This window comes from Reyranella sp., from assembly GCF_030651995.1.
Lineage (GTDB): Bacteria > Pseudomonadota > Alphaproteobacteria > Reyranellales > Reyranellaceae > Reyranella.
On sequence record NZ_JAUSBN010000038.1, the window covers coordinates 82,289 to 100,281 of the forward strand.

Annotated in this window: 19 protein-coding genes; 15 read left to right on the forward strand and 4 right to left on the reverse strand. The window is 67.0% G+C overall.

Translation table 11 applies throughout. The features are described 5' to 3' along the window. Positions 1 to 2 precede the first annotated feature (2 nt). The 7 genes from Q7V45_RS11240 to Q7V45_RS11270 are packed head-to-tail and all read left to right on the forward strand — an operon-like array spanning position 3 to position 4,919. The gene (locus Q7V45_RS11240) at positions 3 to 323 is read left to right on the forward strand and encodes a hypothetical protein (RefSeq protein WP_304851681.1); all 321 of its coding nucleotides are present in this window, start codon (positions 3 to 5) and stop codon (positions 321 to 323) included. 1 nt (position 324) lies between these two features. Continuing rightward, the gene (locus tag Q7V45_RS11245) at positions 325 to 1,884 is read left to right on the forward strand and encodes a PepSY domain-containing protein (RefSeq protein ID WP_304851684.1); all 1,560 of its coding nucleotides are present in this window, start codon (positions 325 to 327) and stop codon (positions 1,882 to 1,884) included. After that, a complete protein-coding gene (locus tag Q7V45_RS11250) occupies positions 1,881 to 2,588 on the forward strand; it encodes a DUF4198 domain-containing protein (protein WP_304851687.1) in 708 nt (235 codons plus the stop codon). Before Q7V45_RS11245 ends, Q7V45_RS11250 begins: the two co-directional genes overlap by 4 nt. Next, on the forward strand, positions 2,588 to 2,926 hold the full coding sequence (locus tag Q7V45_RS11255) for a DUF3325 domain-containing protein (protein ID WP_304851690.1): 339 nt from the start codon (positions 2,588 to 2,590) through the stop codon (positions 2,924 to 2,926). The genes Q7V45_RS11250 and Q7V45_RS11255 overlap by 1 nt, the downstream gene beginning before the upstream one ends. Further along, positions 2,923 to 3,759, forward strand: coding sequence for a tonB-system energizer ExbB (gene exbB / locus Q7V45_RS11260; RefSeq protein WP_304851694.1), 837 nt, complete (start codon positions 2,923 to 2,925; stop codon positions 3,757 to 3,759). The genes Q7V45_RS11255 and exbB overlap by 4 nt, the downstream gene beginning before the upstream one ends. A gap of 3 nt (positions 3,760 to 3,762) precedes the next feature. Beyond that, the gene (gene exbD, locus Q7V45_RS11265) at positions 3,763 to 4,176 is read left to right on the forward strand and encodes a TonB system transport protein ExbD (RefSeq protein ID WP_304851696.1); all 414 of its coding nucleotides are present in this window, start codon (positions 3,763 to 3,765) and stop codon (positions 4,174 to 4,176) included. Beyond that, positions 4,173 to 4,919 carry a TonB family protein gene (locus tag Q7V45_RS11270; protein WP_304851699.1) on the forward strand — a complete coding sequence of 249 codons (747 nt, stop codon included), beginning with the start codon at positions 4,173 to 4,175 and terminating at the stop codon, positions 4,917 to 4,919. Before exbD ends, Q7V45_RS11270 begins: the two co-directional genes overlap by 4 nt. Positions 4,920 to 4,922: 3 nt before the next feature. On the opposite strand, the gene Q7V45_RS11275 is transcribed toward Q7V45_RS11270, so the two are convergent. Next, positions 4,923 to 5,333 carry a hypothetical protein gene (locus Q7V45_RS11275; protein ID WP_304851703.1) on the reverse strand — a complete coding sequence of 137 codons (411 nt, stop codon included), beginning with the start codon at positions 5,331 to 5,333 and terminating at the stop codon, positions 4,923 to 4,925. A 72-nt stretch (positions 5,334 to 5,405) separates the two neighbouring features. Between Q7V45_RS11275 and Q7V45_RS11280 the strand changes: the two genes are divergently transcribed. Beyond that, positions 5,406 to 6,620 carry an MFS transporter gene (locus Q7V45_RS11280; protein WP_304851706.1) on the forward strand — a complete coding sequence of 405 codons (1,215 nt, stop codon included), beginning with the start codon at positions 5,406 to 5,408 and terminating at the stop codon, positions 6,618 to 6,620. 4 nt (positions 6,621 to 6,624) lie between these two features. Here Q7V45_RS11280 and hemA read toward each other — a convergent pair whose 3' ends face one another. From hemA to Q7V45_RS11295, 3 genes are all read right to left on the reverse strand, one after another. Beyond that, positions 6,625 to 7,848 carry a 5-aminolevulinate synthase gene (gene hemA / locus Q7V45_RS11285; RefSeq protein WP_304851709.1) on the reverse strand — a complete coding sequence of 408 codons (1,224 nt, stop codon included), beginning with the start codon at positions 7,846 to 7,848 and terminating at the stop codon, positions 6,625 to 6,627. Between the two features lie 107 nt (positions 7,849 to 7,955). Further along, entirely contained in the window at positions 7,956 to 8,312 is a 357-nt protein-coding gene (locus Q7V45_RS11290; RefSeq protein WP_304851713.1) for a hypothetical protein, read from the reverse strand. A 2-nt stretch (positions 8,313 to 8,314) separates the two neighbouring features. Beyond that, complete coding sequence (locus tag Q7V45_RS11295) at positions 8,315 to 9,724, reverse strand: aspartate aminotransferase family protein (RefSeq protein WP_304851716.1); 1,410 nt, start codon at positions 9,722 to 9,724, stop codon at positions 8,315 to 8,317. A 200-nt stretch (positions 9,725 to 9,924) separates the two neighbouring features. Here Q7V45_RS11295 and Q7V45_RS11300 point away from each other — a divergent pair, with 200 nt between their 5' ends. The 7 genes from Q7V45_RS11300 (at position 9,925) to Q7V45_RS11330 (ending at position 17,849) form a co-directional block, all read left to right on the forward strand. After that, the gene (locus Q7V45_RS11300; RefSeq protein WP_304851720.1) at positions 9,925 to 11,538 is read left to right on the forward strand and encodes an ABC transporter substrate-binding protein; all 1,614 of its coding nucleotides are present in this window, start codon (positions 9,925 to 9,927) and stop codon (positions 11,536 to 11,538) included. 109 nt (positions 11,539 to 11,647) lie between these two features. Continuing rightward, the gene (locus tag Q7V45_RS11305; RefSeq protein WP_304851723.1) at positions 11,648 to 12,640 is read left to right on the forward strand and encodes an ABC transporter permease; all 993 of its coding nucleotides are present in this window, start codon (positions 11,648 to 11,650) and stop codon (positions 12,638 to 12,640) included. Between the two features lies 1 nt (position 12,641). Next, complete coding sequence (locus tag Q7V45_RS11310) at positions 12,642 to 13,583, forward strand: ABC transporter permease (RefSeq protein WP_304851726.1); 942 nt, start codon at positions 12,642 to 12,644, stop codon at positions 13,581 to 13,583. Between the two features lie 9 nt (positions 13,584 to 13,592). Further along, positions 13,593 to 14,615: an ABC transporter ATP-binding protein gene (locus Q7V45_RS11315; protein ID WP_304851729.1), complete on the forward strand. Its 1,023-nt coding sequence runs from the start codon at positions 13,593 to 13,595 to the stop codon at positions 14,613 to 14,615. Beyond that, positions 14,608 to 15,645: an ABC transporter ATP-binding protein gene (locus tag Q7V45_RS11320; RefSeq protein WP_304851732.1), complete on the forward strand. Its 1,038-nt coding sequence runs from the start codon at positions 14,608 to 14,610 to the stop codon at positions 15,643 to 15,645. The genes Q7V45_RS11315 and Q7V45_RS11320 overlap by 8 nt, the downstream gene beginning before the upstream one ends. Before the next feature lie 122 nt (positions 15,646 to 15,767). After that, the gene (locus Q7V45_RS11325) at positions 15,768 to 16,961 is read left to right on the forward strand and encodes a M20 aminoacylase family protein (RefSeq protein ID WP_304851734.1); all 1,194 of its coding nucleotides are present in this window, start codon (positions 15,768 to 15,770) and stop codon (positions 16,959 to 16,961) included. A 27-nt stretch (positions 16,962 to 16,988) separates the two neighbouring features. Next, positions 16,989 to 17,849, forward strand: a complete 861-nt coding sequence (locus tag Q7V45_RS11330) for a DUF6671 family protein (protein WP_304851737.1) — start codon at positions 16,989 to 16,991, stop codon at positions 17,847 to 17,849. Positions 17,850 to 17,993: the final 144 nt, after the last annotated feature.

The window sequence follows — 17,993 nt, forward strand, 5'->3', positions numbered from 1 at the left end:
CCATGGCGAAGCCTGCCTCTGCTTCCTCTTCCGCACCCGTCGGCGCCGGCAAGGTGGTGGTGCGCGTCCTCGCCATCGTCTTGGGCGCCTATGCGGCCAGTGCTGGGGCGGTGGCGGCGGGCGTCGCCGGGCTGATCCTGGCCGGCGTGAACAAGAGCGACGCCTTCACCGTCTGCAGCATCCTGGGCTTCCTCCTTTATGTGGGGCTGGCGCTCTGGGCGGCCGCCGCGCGCCGCCTGGTGCCGATGGTGGGCACCCTCCTGCTGGTCACGGCGGCGGGAACCGGGATCGGCTTGCTTCCCACCCTGATCGGCGGGGCCTGAGATGGGCGCCAGCTTCCGGGAATCGATGGGGTGGCTGCATACCTGGGCCGGTCTGGTGATCGGCCTGCTGCTGTTCGCAGTCTTCTGGACCGGCACGCTCTGCGTCTTCGACCGCGAGATCGACCGCTGGATGAATCCCTCGACCCGGCTGGTCTATTCAGGAGAGCCGATCGCGATCGACGGTTTGCGGGAAGAGGCGGGCCGGCTTTCGCCGCGCACCGCGCCGTGGGCGATCGTCTTGCCGACACCGCGCGAGCCGGTGCTCTCGATCGGCTATCGCGGAAGAGGGGGCTTCGAACGCACGCTCTTCGATCCGCTGACGTTCAAGACCGTCGCGCCGGCCGAGAGCTGGGCGGGGACGCGGTTCTTCTTCCCGTTCCATCACACGCTGCATCTCAGGATCTGGCATCTCGGCACCTGGCTCACCGGCCTGGCTGGCGTGGCGATGATGGCCCTCTGTATCTCGGGTGTGATCATCCATCGCAAGATCTTCGTCGACTTCTTCACATTGCGGCGCTCGCGCCAGCCTCAACGCCTGCTGCTCGACCTGCACAACACAACCGGAACACTGGGCTTAATTTTCTACTTCGTCATGTCGTTCTCGGGCGTGACCATCCTGGCGTCGGTCTACTATCCGTCGGGCGTATGGGTGGCGTTCGAGGGCGGCCGCTCGGGCTATGTGCGCGACACCTACGACGTCTTCAGCCGCCCGCACCTCAATCAGCCGGGGCCGCCTCTCGGCTCGCTCGATGCGATGGCCGCGACGGCCCGCGAAGCCTGGGGAGGTCTCAATCCCGGCCTGGTGCGTGTGTTCCATCACGGTGACCGGAATTCCTATGTCGAGGTGAGACCGTCGATCGAGGCCGAGGTGGCGATGCGCACCGACCCCTTCTTCTTCGACGCCGCGACGGGCGCCGTGCTTTACCGCACCTCCATCCGGGAGACGACGCAAGTGCAGCAGTTCCTGACCGGCCTGCATTTCGCGCAGTTCCGGCACTGGACTTTACGCTGGCTCTATTTCGCGCTGGGCCTGCTGGGCTGCGTCCTCATCGTGACCGGCTTGCTGTTCTGGATCGAATCGCGGCGCAAGGCGCATGCGGCGGCCGATTGGAAGGGCGTCGGCTTCGTCGAAGGTCTGACGATCGGCGGCACCGGCGGCATGGTCCTGGCGACGCTCGCCTTCTTCGTCGCCAATCGTGTGTTGCCCTCGGGTGCGACTTTCAGGGGCGTGGCCCGCTACGAACTCGAGATCTGGGTCTTTCTTGCCGTCTGGGTGCTGAGCTTCGCGCACGGTTGGATGCGATGCGGGGCTGCCTGGATCGACCAGTGCCGGCTGGTGGCCGGGCTCTGCATCCTTGCCGTGGCTTTGAACGGTGCCACGACCGGCGATCACGTCCTGCGGGCCTGGACCGACGGCAAACTGGCAGTCGCCGGCATGGACCTCGTGCTGCTGGCCGGCGGGTTTGCTGCGGCCGTCACGGCGTGGCGCCTGCAGCGCCGCCGGCAGGGAACGGCACCCAAGCAATTCCGACATCATCATCTGGAGGGCCAATCGTCATGAAACCCATCTTCGGCATCGCCGCCCTGGCGGCACTCTCTCTGTCGTTCGCCGTGCCGGCTTCGGCGCACCACATCTGGCTCGAAGTCGACGGTCAGGGCGGGAAGATCTACTTCGGCGAGTTCGGCGAAAACCTGCGCGAAGCCTCGCCGGGGGCGCTCGACAAGCTGCAGCCGCAGGCCAAGGTGGTCTCATGGGGCGGCGAGCGACCGTTGACCGTCCAGAAGTCGGCCAACGCCTACGTTGCCACCGGCAAGATCGACGACGGCGACAGCATCGTGGCCGAGGACATCCGCTGGCCCTCGTTCGAGCGCAAACGCGACAACAAGACCGGCATCTACATGCCCGCGGCACGCTTCGTGCCGGACCGCGCGCCGCGGGCTGCGGTGCTGACGCTCGATATCGTTCCCAGGGGTGACGACAAGTTCCAGGTCGTCTTCAAAGGCAAGCCGCTGGCCAAGGCCAAGGTCGCAATCGTCACGCCGTCGGGCTGGGGACGTGAGGAGCGCACCGGGACCGATGGGGAGTTCGAGGTCAAGCTGCCGTGGCGCGGCCCGTATGTCTTCGAGGTGCACCACGATGACAATACCGCCGGCAAGCGTAGCGAACAGGCCTACGATTTCGCGAACTACGTGACCACCCTGACGGTCGTGCAGCCTCAGGGGATCGAGTCGTTGCCGGCGCCTGCGCCGGCGAAGCCGCACTGATGCAGGCGGTCCTGATCGCTGCCGTGCTGGCCGTCTCGTACTTGGGCTTTGCGTTTCTCGCGCTCAGCCAGGATCGGCACTGGCTTCATTTCAGCGGCGAGCGCCATTGCCCGCCGCGGATCGCCCGCAGCCTGCGCATTGCGGGCTATGCGTTGTTGATCGTGGGGCTAGGGCTGGCGCTCTTCCGAGATGGGGCGGGCTTTGGTTCGCTGGTGTGGGGTACGACGCTGACGGTCGGTTCGTTTGCCGTCGTCTGCACGCTGACATGGCGGCCGTACTGGCTCCGGCCGCTCGCCCTGGTCTGTCAACGTCTTGCCCGAAGAGCCGTGGAATCATGAAGTTCGTTGGTCGTCTGCTGGTCGTTCTTCTGCTGCTGCCGTCGCTGGGGTTCGCGCAAGTCCCGGCCACGACGGACTCGGCACCGCCGGCTGTTCCAGCGCCCGCGGCCGCGCCCACCGATGCCGCGGCGCCCGCGGCGGCATCTGTCGCTTCACCCACCGAGCCGCCGGTTGCGGCGCCGGCGCAGGCGGTTCTGCCGAAGGACCTGTCGGTCTGGGGCATGTTCATGGCGGCGGACTGGGTGGTTCAGGCGGTGATGGTGGGCCTGGTGCTGGCCTCGGTGCTGACCTGGACGGTGTTCGTGGCCAAGAGCCTGGAACTGGCGATGGCAGTGCGGCGGCAGCGGCGCCTGCTGGCGGGGCTTGATTCGGCGGCCTCGCTCGACAAGGCGCCGGCCAGCGACCTGGTGGCGGCGGCGCAGGCCGAGCAGAGGCTGAGCGCCGACACGGTCGACGATCGCGACGGGCTGAAGGAACGCGTGGCGTCGCGGCTGGAGCGGCTGGAGGCGGCGACGGGCCGGCGGATGCTGAAGGGGACGGGCGTGCTGGCGACGATCGGCTCGACGGCGCCGTTCGTGGGCCTGTTCGGCACGGTGTGGGGGATCATGAACTCCTTCATCGGCATCTCGCGCTCGCAGACCACCAACCTCGCGGTGGTGGCGCCCGGCATCGCCGAGGCGCTGCTGGCGACGGCGCTGGGGCTGGCGGCGGCCATTCCGGCGGTGGTGATCTACAACCACTTCTCGCGCCGCGTGACGGCCTACCGGGCGCTGGTCGGCGACACCTCGGCGGCGGTGCTGCGGCTGGTCTCGCGCGACCTGGGACGGAGGTAGCCGATGTCGGTGAAGCTGGACCATGGCGACGACGAGCTGGCGGAGAACCACGAGATCAACGTCACGCCGTTCATCGACGTGATGTTGGTGCTGCTGATCATCTTCATGGTGGCCGCACCTCTGGCGACGGTCGACGTGCCGGTCGACCTGCCGGTGTCGACGGCGGAGCGGCAGCCGAAGCCGGACACGCCGCTGTACCTGACCCTGAAGGAGGACCTGTCGTTCACGCTGAAGGACACGCCGGTGAGCCGTGAGGCTCTGGCGAAGGCGCTGGACGAGGCGACGGGGGCCAGGAAGGACGAGCGGATCTTCCTGCGGGCCGACAAGGCGGTGCCCTATGGCGAGCTGATGCAGGCGATGAACGTGCTGCGGACGGCGGGCTACCTGAAGGTGGCGCTGGTCGGGCTGGAGCAATGAGGGAGGGGCTGCGCTGGATCGGGGCGTTCATCTTCGTGCTGGCCCTGCACGCGGGCGCGATCCGGCTGGCGCTGGGCTGGGTGCACGGCGAGGTGCCGTATTCGCCACCGCCGGCGGCGATCATGCTGGAGCTGGCGCCGTTGCCGGCGGCGCCGGAAGCCCTGCCCAACGAGGCGCCGCCGGGGCCGGAACTGAGCGAGGTGATCCCCGAGCCCGAGGAGCCGCCGCCGGTGGAGATGCCGCCGCCGGTGCTGGCGGAGGTGACCTTGCCTGATCCCGAGCCGCCGCCGCCGCTCGACCTCAAGCCGCCGCCGCCCAAGCCGAAGCCGATCGAGAAGAAGGTGGAGAAGAAGCCGCCACAGCCCAGGGTCTCGGCACCGCAGGCGGCACCGGAGCCGGCGCGGACGGCCGCTGCGCCGATGCCGGGCGCCTCGGTCGAGCCGCCGTCCAACACGCTGCCGACCTGGAAGGGTCTGCTGCTGCGGCACCTGGAGCGCCACAAGCGCTACCCATCGGACGCGCAACGGTCGCGGCACGAGGGCGTGACCTATGTGCGGTTCACGATGAGCCGCGACGGCCGCATCCTCGCCGCGCGCATCGAGCGGCCGTCGGGGCATGCCGCGCTCGACCAGGAGGGACTCGACCTGCTGCAGCGGGCGCAGCCGCTGCCGCCGCTGCCCCAGGACCAGCCGGGCGAAAGCCTCGAGATCGTCGTGCCCATCCAGTTCCTCCTCAAGAGGTGAGGATCAGCCGACGACGAAACTCTGGTACATGAACTGGAGGTCGGCGCTTTCCTGCGGCGTGATCTCGCCGTCGAGGACGCGGCCTTCCCAGGCGCGCAGCTTGCGCTTGATGTCGACCGGCGTACGCGGGCTCAGCAAAACCATGAAGAACTGCTCGTGCGGCGAGAGTTCGCGTTCGCGGCGGTAGCCGAAAGGTCCAGCGCCGGGTGTGCGGCCGTGGGCCGGCTCCTGTGCGGGGGAGGAGGGAACGGCGGCGCGCGGCAGGATGGCGTCGTCGATCACCTGGTCCCAGGTGAGGCCTGCTTCCCGCACCATGGCCGAGGCGAGCTTGGCAGCTGCCAGCGCCTCCTGGGCGTGGCTGCTGTCGAGGATCTCGAGGACCTTGACCAGAGTGTTGCGATTGAAGGTGGACACTTGCGTTCGGCGCCTTTGACTATCGCGTGAGCAACGGGCACTAAGTGCCTACAACATATAGATGGAAGTGCCTTGGATCAAGGCAAGCCCCCCGCCAACGCTTTCCCGGTTTACCTTGCGGGTCTCGCCACCTGGTTCGTGCCGCTCGGCATCCAGATGGTGCTGTTCCCGTGGCTGGTCGCCGTGGTCCTGCACATGGATGCCTTCGCCGTGGGCGTCGCGCAGGCGGCCGTCATGGCGCCGTCGCTGCTCTTCCTGCCGCTCGGCGGCCTGGTCGCCGACCGGGGCAATGCCCGCCGGCTGCTGCTGCGCTACCATCTGATGTACGCCCTGCCGCCGCTCGCCCTGGCGTTGGTCCTGTGGTCCGACGGGCTGAGCTACCCGCTGCTGATCGCCTACGGCATCGCCGCCGGCGCCATCGGCGCCTTCGCCATCCCGACGCGCGATGCCCTCCTGCCCGTCGTGGCGCCCAAGGGCGGCCTGCCCAAGGCAGTGGCGCTGGCGACGGCGCTGCAGTTCGGCGGCCAGCTGCTGGGCATCGCCTGCGCCTCGACCGCCGATCGGTTCGGCGCCCTGCCGCTCCTGCTGCTGCATTCCGGCATGGTGCTGGCGGGCTGCATCTTCGTGCGCCGGCTGCCCGACCCGCCGCCGCATCCGAAGACCGAACACCCCGGCTTCTGGCGCAGCATCGGCGAGGGCGTGTCAGCCGCCGCGAAGTCGGACCAGATCTGGCCCGTGCTGCTGCTCAACTTCGGAGTCGGCATCTTCTATGTCGGCCCGTTCATGGCGGTGCTGCCGCTGGCGATCCGCGACCACTATGCCGGCGGTGCGGCCGAGCTCTCCTACATGAACCTGGCCTTCTGGGCCGCGACCATCGTGGCCAGCATGGCGCTGGTCGGCCTCGCGCGACGGCTGACGCTACGCGGCCGTCTGATCGGGGGCGCGGTGCTGACGGGCGCGGTGGTCCTGCTGTTGCTCGCGACGCTGCCGCCGTTCCCGGTGTTCCTCGCCCTGATCTTCGTCTGGGGACTGGGCGCCGGCATCACCATGACGCAGAGCCGGACAGTGGTGCAGATCGTGGCACCCGCCACCCACCGCGCGCGGCTGATGTCGCTGTTTCAGCTGGGCTTGAGCGGCGGCGGCCCGATCGGCGCCTTCCTCACCGGCACGATCTGCTCGATCTGGGGCCTCAAGGCCGCACTGCTGATCCCGGCACTGGCGATGCTGCTGATGATCGCGATCGTCCTGCTGCGCTCGCGCCTGTGGTCGATGCGGACGGTGGAGTAGCGACCTATTCGGCCGCCGCCCGGGAGCCAAGACCCAGCGTGTGCCACACATCCTGCAGGGCCGCGACGAGGCGGGTCATGTCGTCGTCGCCGTGCAGGGGCGTCGGCGTGAGGCGCAGGCGCTCGGTGCCGCGCGGCACGGTAGGGTAGTTGATCGGCTGGACGTAGATCGCGTGACGGTCGAGCAGCAGGTCGCTCGCCTGCTTGCACAGGGCGGCATCGCCCACGAAGACCGGCACGATGTGCGTGGTCGAGGGCATCACCGGCAGGCCGGCGGCGGCGAGGCGGCGCTTCAGGGTGGCGGCGCGTTCCTGGTGGCGGACGCGCAGCTCGGGCTGGCCGCTGACCAGGCGGACGCTGGCCAGCGCAGCGGCGGCAATCGCGGGCGGCAGCGAGGTGGTGAAGATGAAGCCCGAGCCGCAGGAGCGCACGAAATCGACGGTGGCCACGGTCGAGGCGATGTAGCCGCCGACCACGCCGAACGCCTTGGCGAGCGTCGCCTGGACGATGTCGACCTTGTCGAGCACGCCGTCGCGCTCGGCCACGCCGGCTCCGCGCGGGCCATACATGCCGACGGCATGGACCTCGTCGAGATAGGTGAGGGCGCCGTGGCGATGCGCGACGTCGCAGATCTCGCCGATCGGCGAGACGTCGCCGTCCATCGAATAGACCGACTCGAAGGCCACGATCTTCGGCGTCGCGGGATCGGCGGCGCTGAGAAGCTCCTCGAGATGGCGCGGATCGTTGTGCCGGAAGATGCGGCGCGTCGCCCCCGAGTGACGGATTCCGGCGATCATCGAGGCGTGATTGAAGGCGTCGGAATAGAGTTCGCAGCCCGGCAGCAGCGCGCCCAGCGTCTGCAAGGTCGTCTCGTTGGCGACATAGCCCGAGGTGAAGACGAGGGCGGCTTCCTTGCCGTGAAGGGCGGCCAGCTCGCGCTCCAGCGCGGCATGCAGCGTGTTGGTGCCCGAGATGTTGCGCGTGCCGCCGGCGCCCGAGCCCTGCGCGCTAATTGCGGCCTGCATGGCCTCGACAACCGCGGGATGCTGACCCATGGCGAGATAGTCGTTGCTGCACCACACCGTGACATCGCGCGGCGCCTCGCCCTCGCGATGGAGGCGGGCGCGCGGGAAAGCACCGACGATGCGCTCCAGTTCGGCGAAGACGCGGTAGCGGCCCTCGTCGCGAAGGCGGCAAAGATGGCCGTTGAAGAAGGCTTCGTAGTCCATGGGCTGGTGTCTCCCGCGCGGTCAGTCCAGGCGCAAGGCGCTTTTGCCCGCAGCCACAATTGGTCGCGGTGATGCGGCGTCAACTAAGAACGACTCGCAGAAAGGCGTCAGCGGAGCAGCGGAACGAGGAGCGCGATGCTGAGGAAAAGCGAGACCGAAAGGAGGGGGAGGGAGCCCAGCCAGCGCGTCTGTGCCGGCAGACCGTCCCAGTACCGCAGCGTCGGTACGGCAGCCCACAGAGCAAACAAAAACCCCAGGACCCAGAACAGCAGGGCGAGGGGCATCGCGACGTTCACCTGGTCATCGGTGGCGGTCGCGATGCCGAGGCCCACGACGGCCGGCGGGATCGCGGCGGTGAACAGCGACACCGCCCAGATCGCGCGGGTGCGGATGCGCCGGCCCGTCCCGAAGGGCGGCGTGCGAACGGTCGTCGCGCCGCCGCCGCCTTCGGAACCAGCGTCCACGGTCAGCCCTTGAACAGGCCTTCCGACACGAGGTCGGCCAGCGTGGCGTCGAAAGCCTGCCGCAGACGGCCGAACAGGTCGCCGAGCTCGGTTTCGTTGATGACCAGCGGCGGGCAGATGGCGACGCGGTCGCCCATGTTGCGGATGAACAGGCCGCGCGCCACGGCGTGGTTGTAGACGCGCAGGCCGGCGCCGACCGCGACGAGGTCGAACGGCGTCTTGGTCTTCTTGTCGGCCACGATTTCGAGCGCGCCCATCATGCCGATGCTCATCGCCTCGCCGACCAGCGGGTGATCGGCGAACGACTGCACGTGCTTGGAGAAGACCGGGCTCATGCGCTTGGCGTGACCGAACAGGTCGGTCTCGTCGTAGATCTTCTGCGCCTCGAGCGCGACCGCGGCGGCAACCGGATGGCCGGAGTAGGTGAAGCCGTGGCCCCAGGTGCCGATCTTGTCGCTCTCGCTCATCAGCGCCTGGTAGACCTTCTCGCTCACCATCACCGCCGAAATCGGCAGGAACGACGCCGACAGCGCCTTGGCGCAGGTCAGGATGTCGGGCTTGATGTTCATCGTCTGGCTGCCCCAGACGTTGCCGGTACGACCGAAGCCGCAGATCACCTCGTCGGCGACGAACAGCATGTCGTACTTGGTGCAGACGGCCTGGATCTTCTCGTAGTAGCCCTTGGGCGGCACGATGACGCCGCCGGCGCCCATCACGGGCTCGCAGATCATCGCGGCCACCTGCTCGGCGCCGCCTTCCTTGATGATGAGTGCCTCGAGTTCCTCGGCGCAGCGCGTGGCGAACTGCTCCTCGGTCTCTCCTTCGACGCCGAAGCGGTAGAAGTGCGGACAGGTCGTGTGCAGCACGCCCTGGATCGGCAGGTCGAACGAACGGTGGTTGGTCGGCAGGCCGGTCAGGCTGGCGGAGGCGACGGTGACGCCGTGATAGCCCTTGATGCGCGAGACGATCTTCTTCTTCTGCGGACGGCCCAGCGCATTGTTCATGTACCACACCATCTTCACGACGGTGTCGTTGGCCTCGGAGCCGGAGTTGGCGAAGAACACCTTCGACATATCTACGGGCGCCATCGACTTCAGCTTCTCCGCGAGGTTGATCGCGGGCTCGTGGCTGCGCTGGTTGAAGGCGTGATAGAAGGGCAGCTGCTTCATCTGCTCGTAGGCGACCGTCGCCAGCCGCTCGTTGCTGAAGCCCAGGGCCGCCGACCAGAGACCGGCCATGCCTTCGATGTATTCCTTACCGTCGTCGTCCATCACGTAGACGCCGCGGCCGCGCACGATCGTCAGGGGGCCGGTCGCCTCGTGCTTCTTGAAGTTGGTGTAGGGGTGGAGATGGTGGGCAATGTCCCGCGAGGCGTTGGAATTGCCGCGGAAGCTGCGAGAGACGTCGTTCATGCCGGTACCCCTGGACAGTGGAAGCGCGCACGATAGCCCGCCCGAGCCCGAAGTACACTGTGCCTGTCCATGCAAATTTTTTGTGCAATTGACGGCCTTCGGGCCGGGGTGCAATTTGTGTGAAATATCGCTGACACGGGGACGGCGGCCGGGGAGGCCCCCACGTGCAGACGAACGGGGATCATCGAAGGGGTACTTTCATGCACTTCTCACTGCGGCATTCAGTGGCGCTGGCGGCGCTCGCCTGCGCCGGTTTCGGTTTCATTTCGTCGGCCGACGCCAAGACGTTCAAGTGGGCCAACTCGGGCGACGTCAGCTCAATGGATCCCTACGCCCGGCAGGAAACGTTCCTCCTGACCTTCAATTCGAACATCTACGATCCGCTGATCCGTCGCGACAAGGACCTCAAGCTTGAGCCGGCGCTGGCGACCAAGTGGGGCCAGACCGACCCCACGACATGGTTCTTCGACATCCGTCCGGGCGTGAAGTTCCACGACGGCACGCCGCTCACGGCCGACGACGTCGTCTTCTCGCTCAATCGTGCCAACGGTCCCGGCTCGAACATGGGCAGCAACTTCGTCTCCGTGAAGGAGATCAAGAAGGTCGGCGACCTGCGCGTCGAGGTGACGACCAAGTATCCCGATCCGCTGCTCGCCGACAAGTGGGCGGCGCTCGGCATGATGTCGAAGGCGTGGGCCGAGAAGAACAACGCGCTCAATTCGGCCGACATGACCAAGAACGAGGAGAATTTCGCCACCCGCAATGCCATGGGAACCGGCCCGTTCATGCTCAAGGAGCGGCGCGCCGGCGAGAAGACCATTCTCGTTGCCAATCCGAATTGGTGGGACAAGCCGGTCCACAACCTCACCGAGGTGATCTTCACGCCGGTGGCCAACCCCGCTACCCGCGTCGCCGCGCTCAAGGCGGGCGACATCGACATGACCTACGAGGTACCGCCGGCCGACACCGAGAGCCTCAAGCGGGACGCCAACATCAAGGTGCTGGAAGGCCCCGAGACCCGCGTCGTCTTCCTCGGTTTCGACCAGGAGCGCCCGGAGCTGCTCGAGTCGAACGTCAAGGGCAAGAACCCGTTCAAGGACAAGAAGGTGCGCGAGGCCATCCATCGCTCGATCGACGTCGACGCGATCAAGCGCACCGTGATGCGCGGCCAGTCGTTCCCGACCAACCTGATGGTGGCACCGGGCATCAACGGCTACATGAAGGACCTCGACAAGCGGCCGGCGCTGCTCAAGCCCGAAGAGGCCAAGAAGATGCTGGCCGACGCGGGCTATCCCAACGGCTTCGAGACCGGGATGGACTGCCCCAACGACCGCTACGTCAACGACGAGAAGATCTGCCAGGCCGTGGTGGCGATGCTGGCCAAGATCGGCATCAAGGTGAACCTGCGGGCCCAGACCCGTAACCTCTACTTTGCCAAGATCCTGCGCAAAGCCGACCTGTCTCCCGGCGACACCAGCTTCTACATGCTGGGCTGGTCGCCGGCGCAGACCTATGACGTCCACAATGTCTTCGAGGCGCTGATCCAGACGCCGAACAAGACGACCAAGAAGGGCCAGTTCAATGCCGGCGGCTATTCGAACCCGGCGCTCGACAAGCTGGCCGACGCCATGGAGCAGGAAACCGACAAGGCGAAGCGCGACGCCATGATCAAGGAAGCGACCAAGCTCTACGTCGACGATTTCGCCTACGTTCCGCTGCATCAGCAGGCGGTGGTGTGGGCGGCGCGCAAGAACGTCGACCTGGTGCAGCCCGCCGACAACAGCTTCCCGCTGCGCTTCGTCACCGTGAAGTAGCGGCGCCACAACAAACGCAAATCGGCCCCGGTTGCAGGACCTGCACCCGGGGCCGGTTCCGTTCTGGTGCCTTTCCTGCTAGGCCCGCCACTGGATCACGCCAACACAGATGCTCGCCTTCATCCTCCGACGTATCCTGCAATCGAGCGCCGTACTTCTTGCGGTCGGTCTGGTTGCGTTTTCGCTGTTCCGCTACGTCGGCGATCCGGTCAACGCGATGGTCGGCCAGGACACCACGATGGAGGAGCGCGACGCGCTGCGCGAGAAGCTCGGCCTCAACGACCCGGCGCCGGTGCAGTTCTTCCATTTCATCGCCAATGCGGCGCGCGGCAATTTCGGACTGTCCTACCGCACGTCTGAGCCGGTTGGCCGCCTGATCCTGGAGCGGGTGCCGGCGACCCTCGAGCTTTCCTTCTGCGCCGCCGTGTTCGTGCTGTTCGTCGGCGTGCCGATGGGCGTTTATACCGGTCTCTACCCCAGGCACTGGTCGAGCCGGCTGCTGCAGGCTGTGTCCCTGATCGGCATCTCGCTGCCCACCTTCCTGATCGGCATTCTCCTGATCCTGGTGTTCGCCGTCACGCTGCACTGGCTACCGTCGTTCGGTCGCGGCGACACCGTCAAGGTCGGCTGGTGGGTCACCAATTTCCTGACCGTGTCGGGACTCAAGGCACTGATCCTGCCGGCCATCACGCTCGGCCTGTTCCAGCTCACTCTCATCATGCGCCTGGTGCGTTCGGAGATGCTGGAAGTGATGCGCACCGAATACATCAAGTTCGCGCGGGCCCGCGGCCTGACCAACCGGGCGATCAACTTCGGCCACGCGCTCAAGAACACGCTGGTCCCGGTGATCACCGTAGCCGGCCTGCAACTCGGCAGTCTGATCGCCTTCGCCGTCGTAACCGAGACGGTGTTCGCGTGGCCGGGAGTCGGCCAGCTCTTCATCCAGTCGGTGCAGTTCTCCGACATCCCGGTGATGGCGGCCTATCTGCTGCTGATCGGCCTGTTCTTCGTCCTGGTCAATCTCATCGTCGATCTCCTCTATTTCGCCGTCGATCCTCGCTTGCGCAGCCAGGGTGGCGGCGCGCGCGTGGGGGGGCACTGACATGGCGGCGGCATCGAGATCGGGCCTTTCGGGCTGGCTGTACCGTGTGTCCGACAGCGACATCTGGTGGAGCTTCAAGTCCTCGCCGATGACGGTGGCGGCGGCGGTTGCCACCTTCCTGATCATCGCCGTGGCCTTCCTGTCGCCGGTCCTGGCGCCGCACACACCGTTCGATCCGGCTACGCTCAGCCTCAGCGACGGACTGAAGCCGCCCGTCCTGGTGTCTCCCGATGGAGACTGGGCCTTCCCGCTCGGTACCGACGACCAGGGCCGCGACGTGCTGTCTTCGATCATGTACGGCACGCGACTGTCCCTGATCGTGAGCCTCGCCGCCGTGGCGGTGGCGATGGTGCTGGGCATATCGCTCGGTCTGATCAGCGGCTACTTCGGCGGCGCAATCGACGCCGTGATCATGCGCGTGGCCGACGTCCAACTCACCTTTCCGGCGATCCTCGTGGCGCTTCTGATCGACGGCGTGGTGCGTGGCCTCATCTCGGTGAAGCGTCATGACGAGATCGCCATCTTCGTCGTCGTCGGCGCGATCGGCCTTTCCTTCTGGGTGAGCTACGCCCGCACCGTGCGCGGCTCGGTGATGGTCGAGAAGAACAAGGAATATGTCCAGGCGGCGCGGGTGATCGGCCTGCCGCCGCTGCTGATCATGGTGCGCCACGTTCTGCCCAACGTCACCGGGCCGGTGCTGGTGATCGCCACCCTCAACCTGGGTCTCGCCATCATCACAGAGGCAACCTTGTCGTTTCTCGGCGTCGGCTTGCCGTCGACCGAACCTTCGCTCGGCACGCTCATCCGCCTCGGCAACGAGGTGCTGCAGTCAGGCGACTGGTGGATCACGGTCTTTCCGGGGGTCACGCTCGCGGCGCTGGTCCTGGCCGTCAACCTGCTCGGTGACTGGCTGCGCGACGCCCTCAATCCGAAACTGCGATAGTCACGACAGATGGCCGCCGCATCGAACAACCAGCCGCTCCTCGAAGTCCGCAATCTGCGGATCGAGTTTCCGACGCGCCGGGGCACGCTGCTCGCCGTCGACGACGTCTCCTTCGACATCGCCCCTGGCGAAGTCCTGGGCGTGGTGGGAGAGTCCGGCGCCGGCAAGTCGCTGACCGGAAACGCCATCATCGGGCTGCTGGAGCCGCCGGGCCGCATCGCTGCCGGCGAGATTCGACTCGAGGGAAGGCGCATCGACAACCTGCCCTACGAGGAGATGCGCAAGATCCGCGGCGCGCAGATCGGCGCGATTTTTCAGGATCCGCTGACCAGCCTCAATCCGCTCTATTCGGTGGGCCGCCAGCTGGTCGAGACGATCCAGACCCATCTGCCGCTGTCGGCCAGCCAGGCCAAGGCGCGGGCGATCGAACTCCTGCAGGAGGTGGGTATCCCCGGCGCCGAAATGCGCATCGATCACTATCCGCACCAGTTCTCCGGCGGCATGCGTCAGAGGGTCGTGATCGCGCTCGCTCTCTGCGCAGGGCCGCGGCTGATCGTGGCCGACGAGCCGACGACCGCGCTCGACGTCTCGATCCAGGCCCAGATCATCGCGCTCCTGAAGCGGCTGTGCCGCGAACACGGCACGGCGGTGATGCTGGTGACGCACGACATGGGCGTGATCGCCGAAACCGCGGACCGCGTCGCCGTGATGTATGCCGGCCGCGTCGCTGAGATCGGCCCGGTGCGCGAGGTCGTGAAGCACGCCAAGCATCCCTATACCAAAGGCCTCATGGGTTCGATCCCGAGCCTCGGCGTGCGCACCGAGCGGCTGACGCAGATCGACGGCGCCATGCCGCGTCTCACGGAAATTCCGCCGGGCTGCGCCTTCAACCCACGCTGCACCTCCAAGGGGCAGCGCTGTCTGGTCGAGCGCCCGAACCTTATGCCGGCCGGCGCCACACGCGCTGCCTGCTGGCTGCACGACAGCGGCGGCGTCGGTGCGCCCATCCTCAAGGAGACGATCGATGCCTGATGGCGGCGCCGATTTTGTCCGCATCGAAGGGCTGAAGCGTTACTTCGATGTCTCCGCGCCCTGGTTGGTGCGCAAGCTCGAAGGGCGGCCGCGCCAGGTCGTGCAGGCAGTCGACGGGATCGATATCGAGATCGCCAAGGGCGAGACCTTCTCCCTGGTGGGCGAGTCGGGTTGCGGCAAGTCGACGGTCGCCCGTCTCGTGGTCGGGCTCTATCCGCCGACGGCCGGCCGCATCGAGTTCGACGGCAACGACATGGCGGGCCGCCACAGCCGGTCCGACATGGCGGCGCTGCGGCGGCGCATGCAGATGATTTTCCAGGACCCGTTCGCCAGCCTCAATCCGCGCTGGCGCGTGTTCGACATCATCGCCGAGCCGATCCGTGCGTTCGGCCTCTCGACCGGCAAGGCTGACCTCGAGGCCCGCGTCGCCGCCCTGCTGCGGCAGGTGAAGCTGAACCCGGCGGACGGCCGCAAGTATCCTCATGAGTTCTCGGGCGGCCAGCGCCAGCGCATCTCGATCGCCCGCGCGCTCGCCAGCGAGCCGGAGTTCCTGGTGTGCGACGAGCCGACCTCGGCGCTCGACGTCTCGGTGCAGGCGCAGATCCTGAACCTGATGGTCGACCTGCAGCGGCGCTTGCAGCTCACCTACCTTTTCATCAGCCACAATCTCGCGGTCGTCTATCACATCTCCACGCGGGTGGGCGTGATGTACCTCGGGCGCCTGGTCGAGGTGGCACCGACTGACACGCTGTTCCGGCGGCCCAAGCACCCCTATACGCGGATGCTGCTCGACACGATCCCCGACCTCGAGATGACGGGCCGCCAGCGGAGCCCGGTCGGCGGCGAGGTACCAAGCCCGATCAATCCACCCTCGGGCTGCTCGTTCCATCCGCGCTGCCCCTTCGCCAACGACCGCTGCAAGGCCGAGCGGCCCAAGGCGCTGCCGATCGAGGGCGGCACCGTGGCGTGCCACGCGATCGAGGAGGGGCGGTTGCCGGTCGAGGACCGGACCTACGCGCTCAATACCTGAAGGCGCCTGCGGGTCGCTGTTCCGCCATCAGACCTGATGTGCGTCGGCAGACGCCGAGCGTGCTTGATCTATGGCGGGGCTCGCTTACGATCCGGCGCAACAATTTCAATGGAGATTTCAGGATGCCGGTCATCAACCGCATTGCCTCGTTCCACAAGGACATGACCGCGTGGCGCCATGACATTCACAGCCATCCGGAGACGGCGTTCGAGGAGGTGCGGACGGCCGATGTGGTCGCCGAGAAGCTGGAAAGCTTCGGGATCGAGGTCCATCGCGGCCTGGCCAAGACCGGCGTCGTGGGCGTGCTGCGCGCGGGCACGTCCAATCGGGCGATCGGCCTGCGCGCCGACATGGATGCGCTCGACGTCCACGAGACCAACCAGTTCGATCACAAGTCGACGATTCCCGGCAAGATGCACGCCTGCGGCCATGACGGTCATACGGTGATGCTGCTGGGCGCCGCCAAGTATCTCGCCGAGACCAAGAACTTCGACGGCACCGTCTACTTCATCTTCCAGCCGGCCGAGGAGAACGAGGGCGGCGGGCGCGTGATGGTGGAGGAGGGGCTGTTCGAGAAGTTCCCGGTCGAGGGCGTCTACGGCATGCACAACATTCCGGGCATCCCGGTCGGCAAGTTCGCCGTCCGGCCCGGCCCGATGATGGCCGCCTACGACATCTTCGAGGTCGTGCTGAAGGGCGTCGGCGGACACGGCGCCATGCCGCAATACACGATCGACCCGGTGGTGGTCGGGGCCCACATCGTGACGGCGCTGCAGTCGATCGTCGCGCGCAACGTCGATCCGATGGACACTGCCGTTGTCTCGACGACGCAGATCCATGCCGGCGACGCCTGGAACGTGATCCCGCAGGAATGCGTGCTGCGCGGCACCGTCCGCACCTTCAAGAAGCCGGTGCAGGACCTGATCGAGAAGAACATCGAGAAGATCTCGCGTAATGTCGCGGCCGGATTCGGTGCCGAAGTCGTGAAGTGGCGCTACGAGAAGCGCTATCCCGCGACCGTGAACAGCGAGCAGGAGACCGAATATGCGGCCCAGGCCGCGGCCTCGCTGGTCGGACTGGAGAACGTGAACCGCAATCCGACGCCGGCCATGGGCTCCGAGGACTTCGCCTGGATGCTGCTGAAGAAGCCGGGCTGCTACATCTGGGTCGGCAATGGCGACGGCGTCGGCAGCTGCATGGTCCACAACCCCGGCTACGACTTCAACGACGAGATCTTGCCGCTCGGCGCCTCCTACTGGGCGACCCTGGTCGAGCAGCAGCTCGCCCGCGAGGCCCTGTCCCAGGCAGCGGAGTAACGCGAGGCTCCAATCCGCGGCACGGTCGTGTCAGGCACGCACCCCTACGCCAGCGCACGCATCGGGCTGGCGACGATGCACGAGAAGGAGCGGGCGTTGGGGCCCGCCTTCCGGCGCGTGCTCGGGGCGGAAATAGTTGCCGTGCCGGAACTCGACACCGACACGCTCGGCACCTTCTCCGGCGAGGTGCCGCGGCCCGATGCGCTGGTCGAGACCTCGCTGCTCAAGGCCGAGCTTGCCTTCCGGACTTTGGACGTCGACTGTGCGGTGGCGAGCGAGGGCAGCTACGGGCCGATCGACCGGGTGCCGCTGATCTCGAGCGGCGTCGAGATCCTGGCCTTCATCGACCGGAAACGCGGTATCCGGCTGATCGACACCTTTCCGACGCACCATACGAGCTGGAGGCTGTCGCGGTTCCGCGCCGGCGATCCCGCGCGCCTCGCCGTGCTGCGGGCCATGGGCTTCCCGCGCTATGGCATTTTCGTCGCCTGCAGCAGCGACATGGACCACCCGGTGAAGGGCCTCGCCACCGAGGAAGAGGTGATCGCGACCATGGACCGCGAGGCCGAGCGTTCCACGGAGGGGCTGGCGGTCCTCTATTCGGACATGCGGGCGCATCGCAATCCGACCCGCATGAAGGTGTTGCGCGCGGCAGGCTGGCAGCTCGCCAAACGGCTCCAATGTCTCTGCCCGAAATGCCACGCGCCGGGATTCGGTCGCATCCAGTCGCGCCGCGGCCTGCCCTGCGAGACCTGCGGCGATCCCACCCACTGGATCGACTTCGAGATCGACGGCTGCAACGTCTGCGGCCACGCCGAGGCCCGCCCGCGCAAGGACGGACGGCGGACAGCGCCGAAGCTGTCGTGCAATAGCTGTCGTGGGACGTAGAGCGGGACTACCAATATCCCGTCGTCCCGACCAGAGCACCGAAGGTGCGGAGTGGAGAAACCTCCTCTCCACTATTTGACGGCTTTTGGTGGAACGAAGGTCTCTCCGCTTCGCCTCGCTGCGCTCGGCTTTGGTCGAGACGAC

What these genes read in the sequence shown, in the direction of transcription:
- exbD (WP_304851696.1), top strand. Translation starts at nt 3,763, where the DNA reads ATGTCGGTGAAGCTGGACCATGGCGACGACGAGCTGGCGGAGAACCAC.
- hemA (WP_304851709.1), bottom strand. Translation starts at nt 7,848, where the DNA reads ATGGACTACGAAGCCTTCTTCAACGGCCATCTTTGCCGCCTTCGCGAC.
- Q7V45_RS11315 (WP_304851729.1), top strand. Translation starts at nt 13,593, where the DNA reads ATGGCCGCCGCATCGAACAACCAGCCGCTCCTCGAAGTCCGCAATCTG.
- Q7V45_RS11320 (WP_304851732.1), top strand. Translation starts at nt 14,608, where the DNA reads ATGCCTGATGGCGGCGCCGATTTTGTCCGCATCGAAGGGCTGAAGCGT.
- Q7V45_RS11305 (WP_304851723.1), top strand. Translation starts at nt 11,648, where the DNA reads ATGCTCGCCTTCATCCTCCGACGTATCCTGCAATCGAGCGCCGTACTT.
- Q7V45_RS11255 (WP_304851690.1), top strand. Translation starts at nt 2,588, where the DNA reads ATGCAGGCGGTCCTGATCGCTGCCGTGCTGGCCGTCTCGTACTTGGGC.
- Q7V45_RS11300 (WP_304851720.1), top strand. Translation starts at nt 9,925, where the DNA reads ATGCACTTCTCACTGCGGCATTCAGTGGCGCTGGCGGCGCTCGCCTGC.
- Q7V45_RS11240 (WP_304851681.1), top strand. Translation starts at nt 3, where the DNA reads ATGGCGAAGCCTGCCTCTGCTTCCTCTTCCGCACCCGTCGGCGCCGGC.
- exbB (WP_304851694.1), top strand. Translation starts at nt 2,923, where the DNA reads ATGAAGTTCGTTGGTCGTCTGCTGGTCGTTCTTCTGCTGCTGCCGTCG.
- Q7V45_RS11310 (WP_304851726.1), top strand. Translation starts at nt 12,642, where the DNA reads ATGGCGGCGGCATCGAGATCGGGCCTTTCGGGCTGGCTGTACCGTGTG.
- Q7V45_RS11295 (WP_304851716.1), bottom strand. Translation starts at nt 9,724, where the DNA reads ATGAACGACGTCTCTCGCAGCTTCCGCGGCAATTCCAACGCCTCGCGG.
- Q7V45_RS11250 (WP_304851687.1), top strand. Translation starts at nt 1,881, where the DNA reads ATGAAACCCATCTTCGGCATCGCCGCCCTGGCGGCACTCTCTCTGTCG.
- Q7V45_RS11325 (WP_304851734.1), top strand. Translation starts at nt 15,768, where the DNA reads ATGCCGGTCATCAACCGCATTGCCTCGTTCCACAAGGACATGACCGCG.
- Q7V45_RS11245 (WP_304851684.1), top strand. Translation starts at nt 325, where the DNA reads ATGGGCGCCAGCTTCCGGGAATCGATGGGGTGGCTGCATACCTGGGCC.
- Q7V45_RS11270 (WP_304851699.1), top strand. Translation starts at nt 4,173, where the DNA reads ATGAGGGAGGGGCTGCGCTGGATCGGGGCGTTCATCTTCGTGCTGGCC.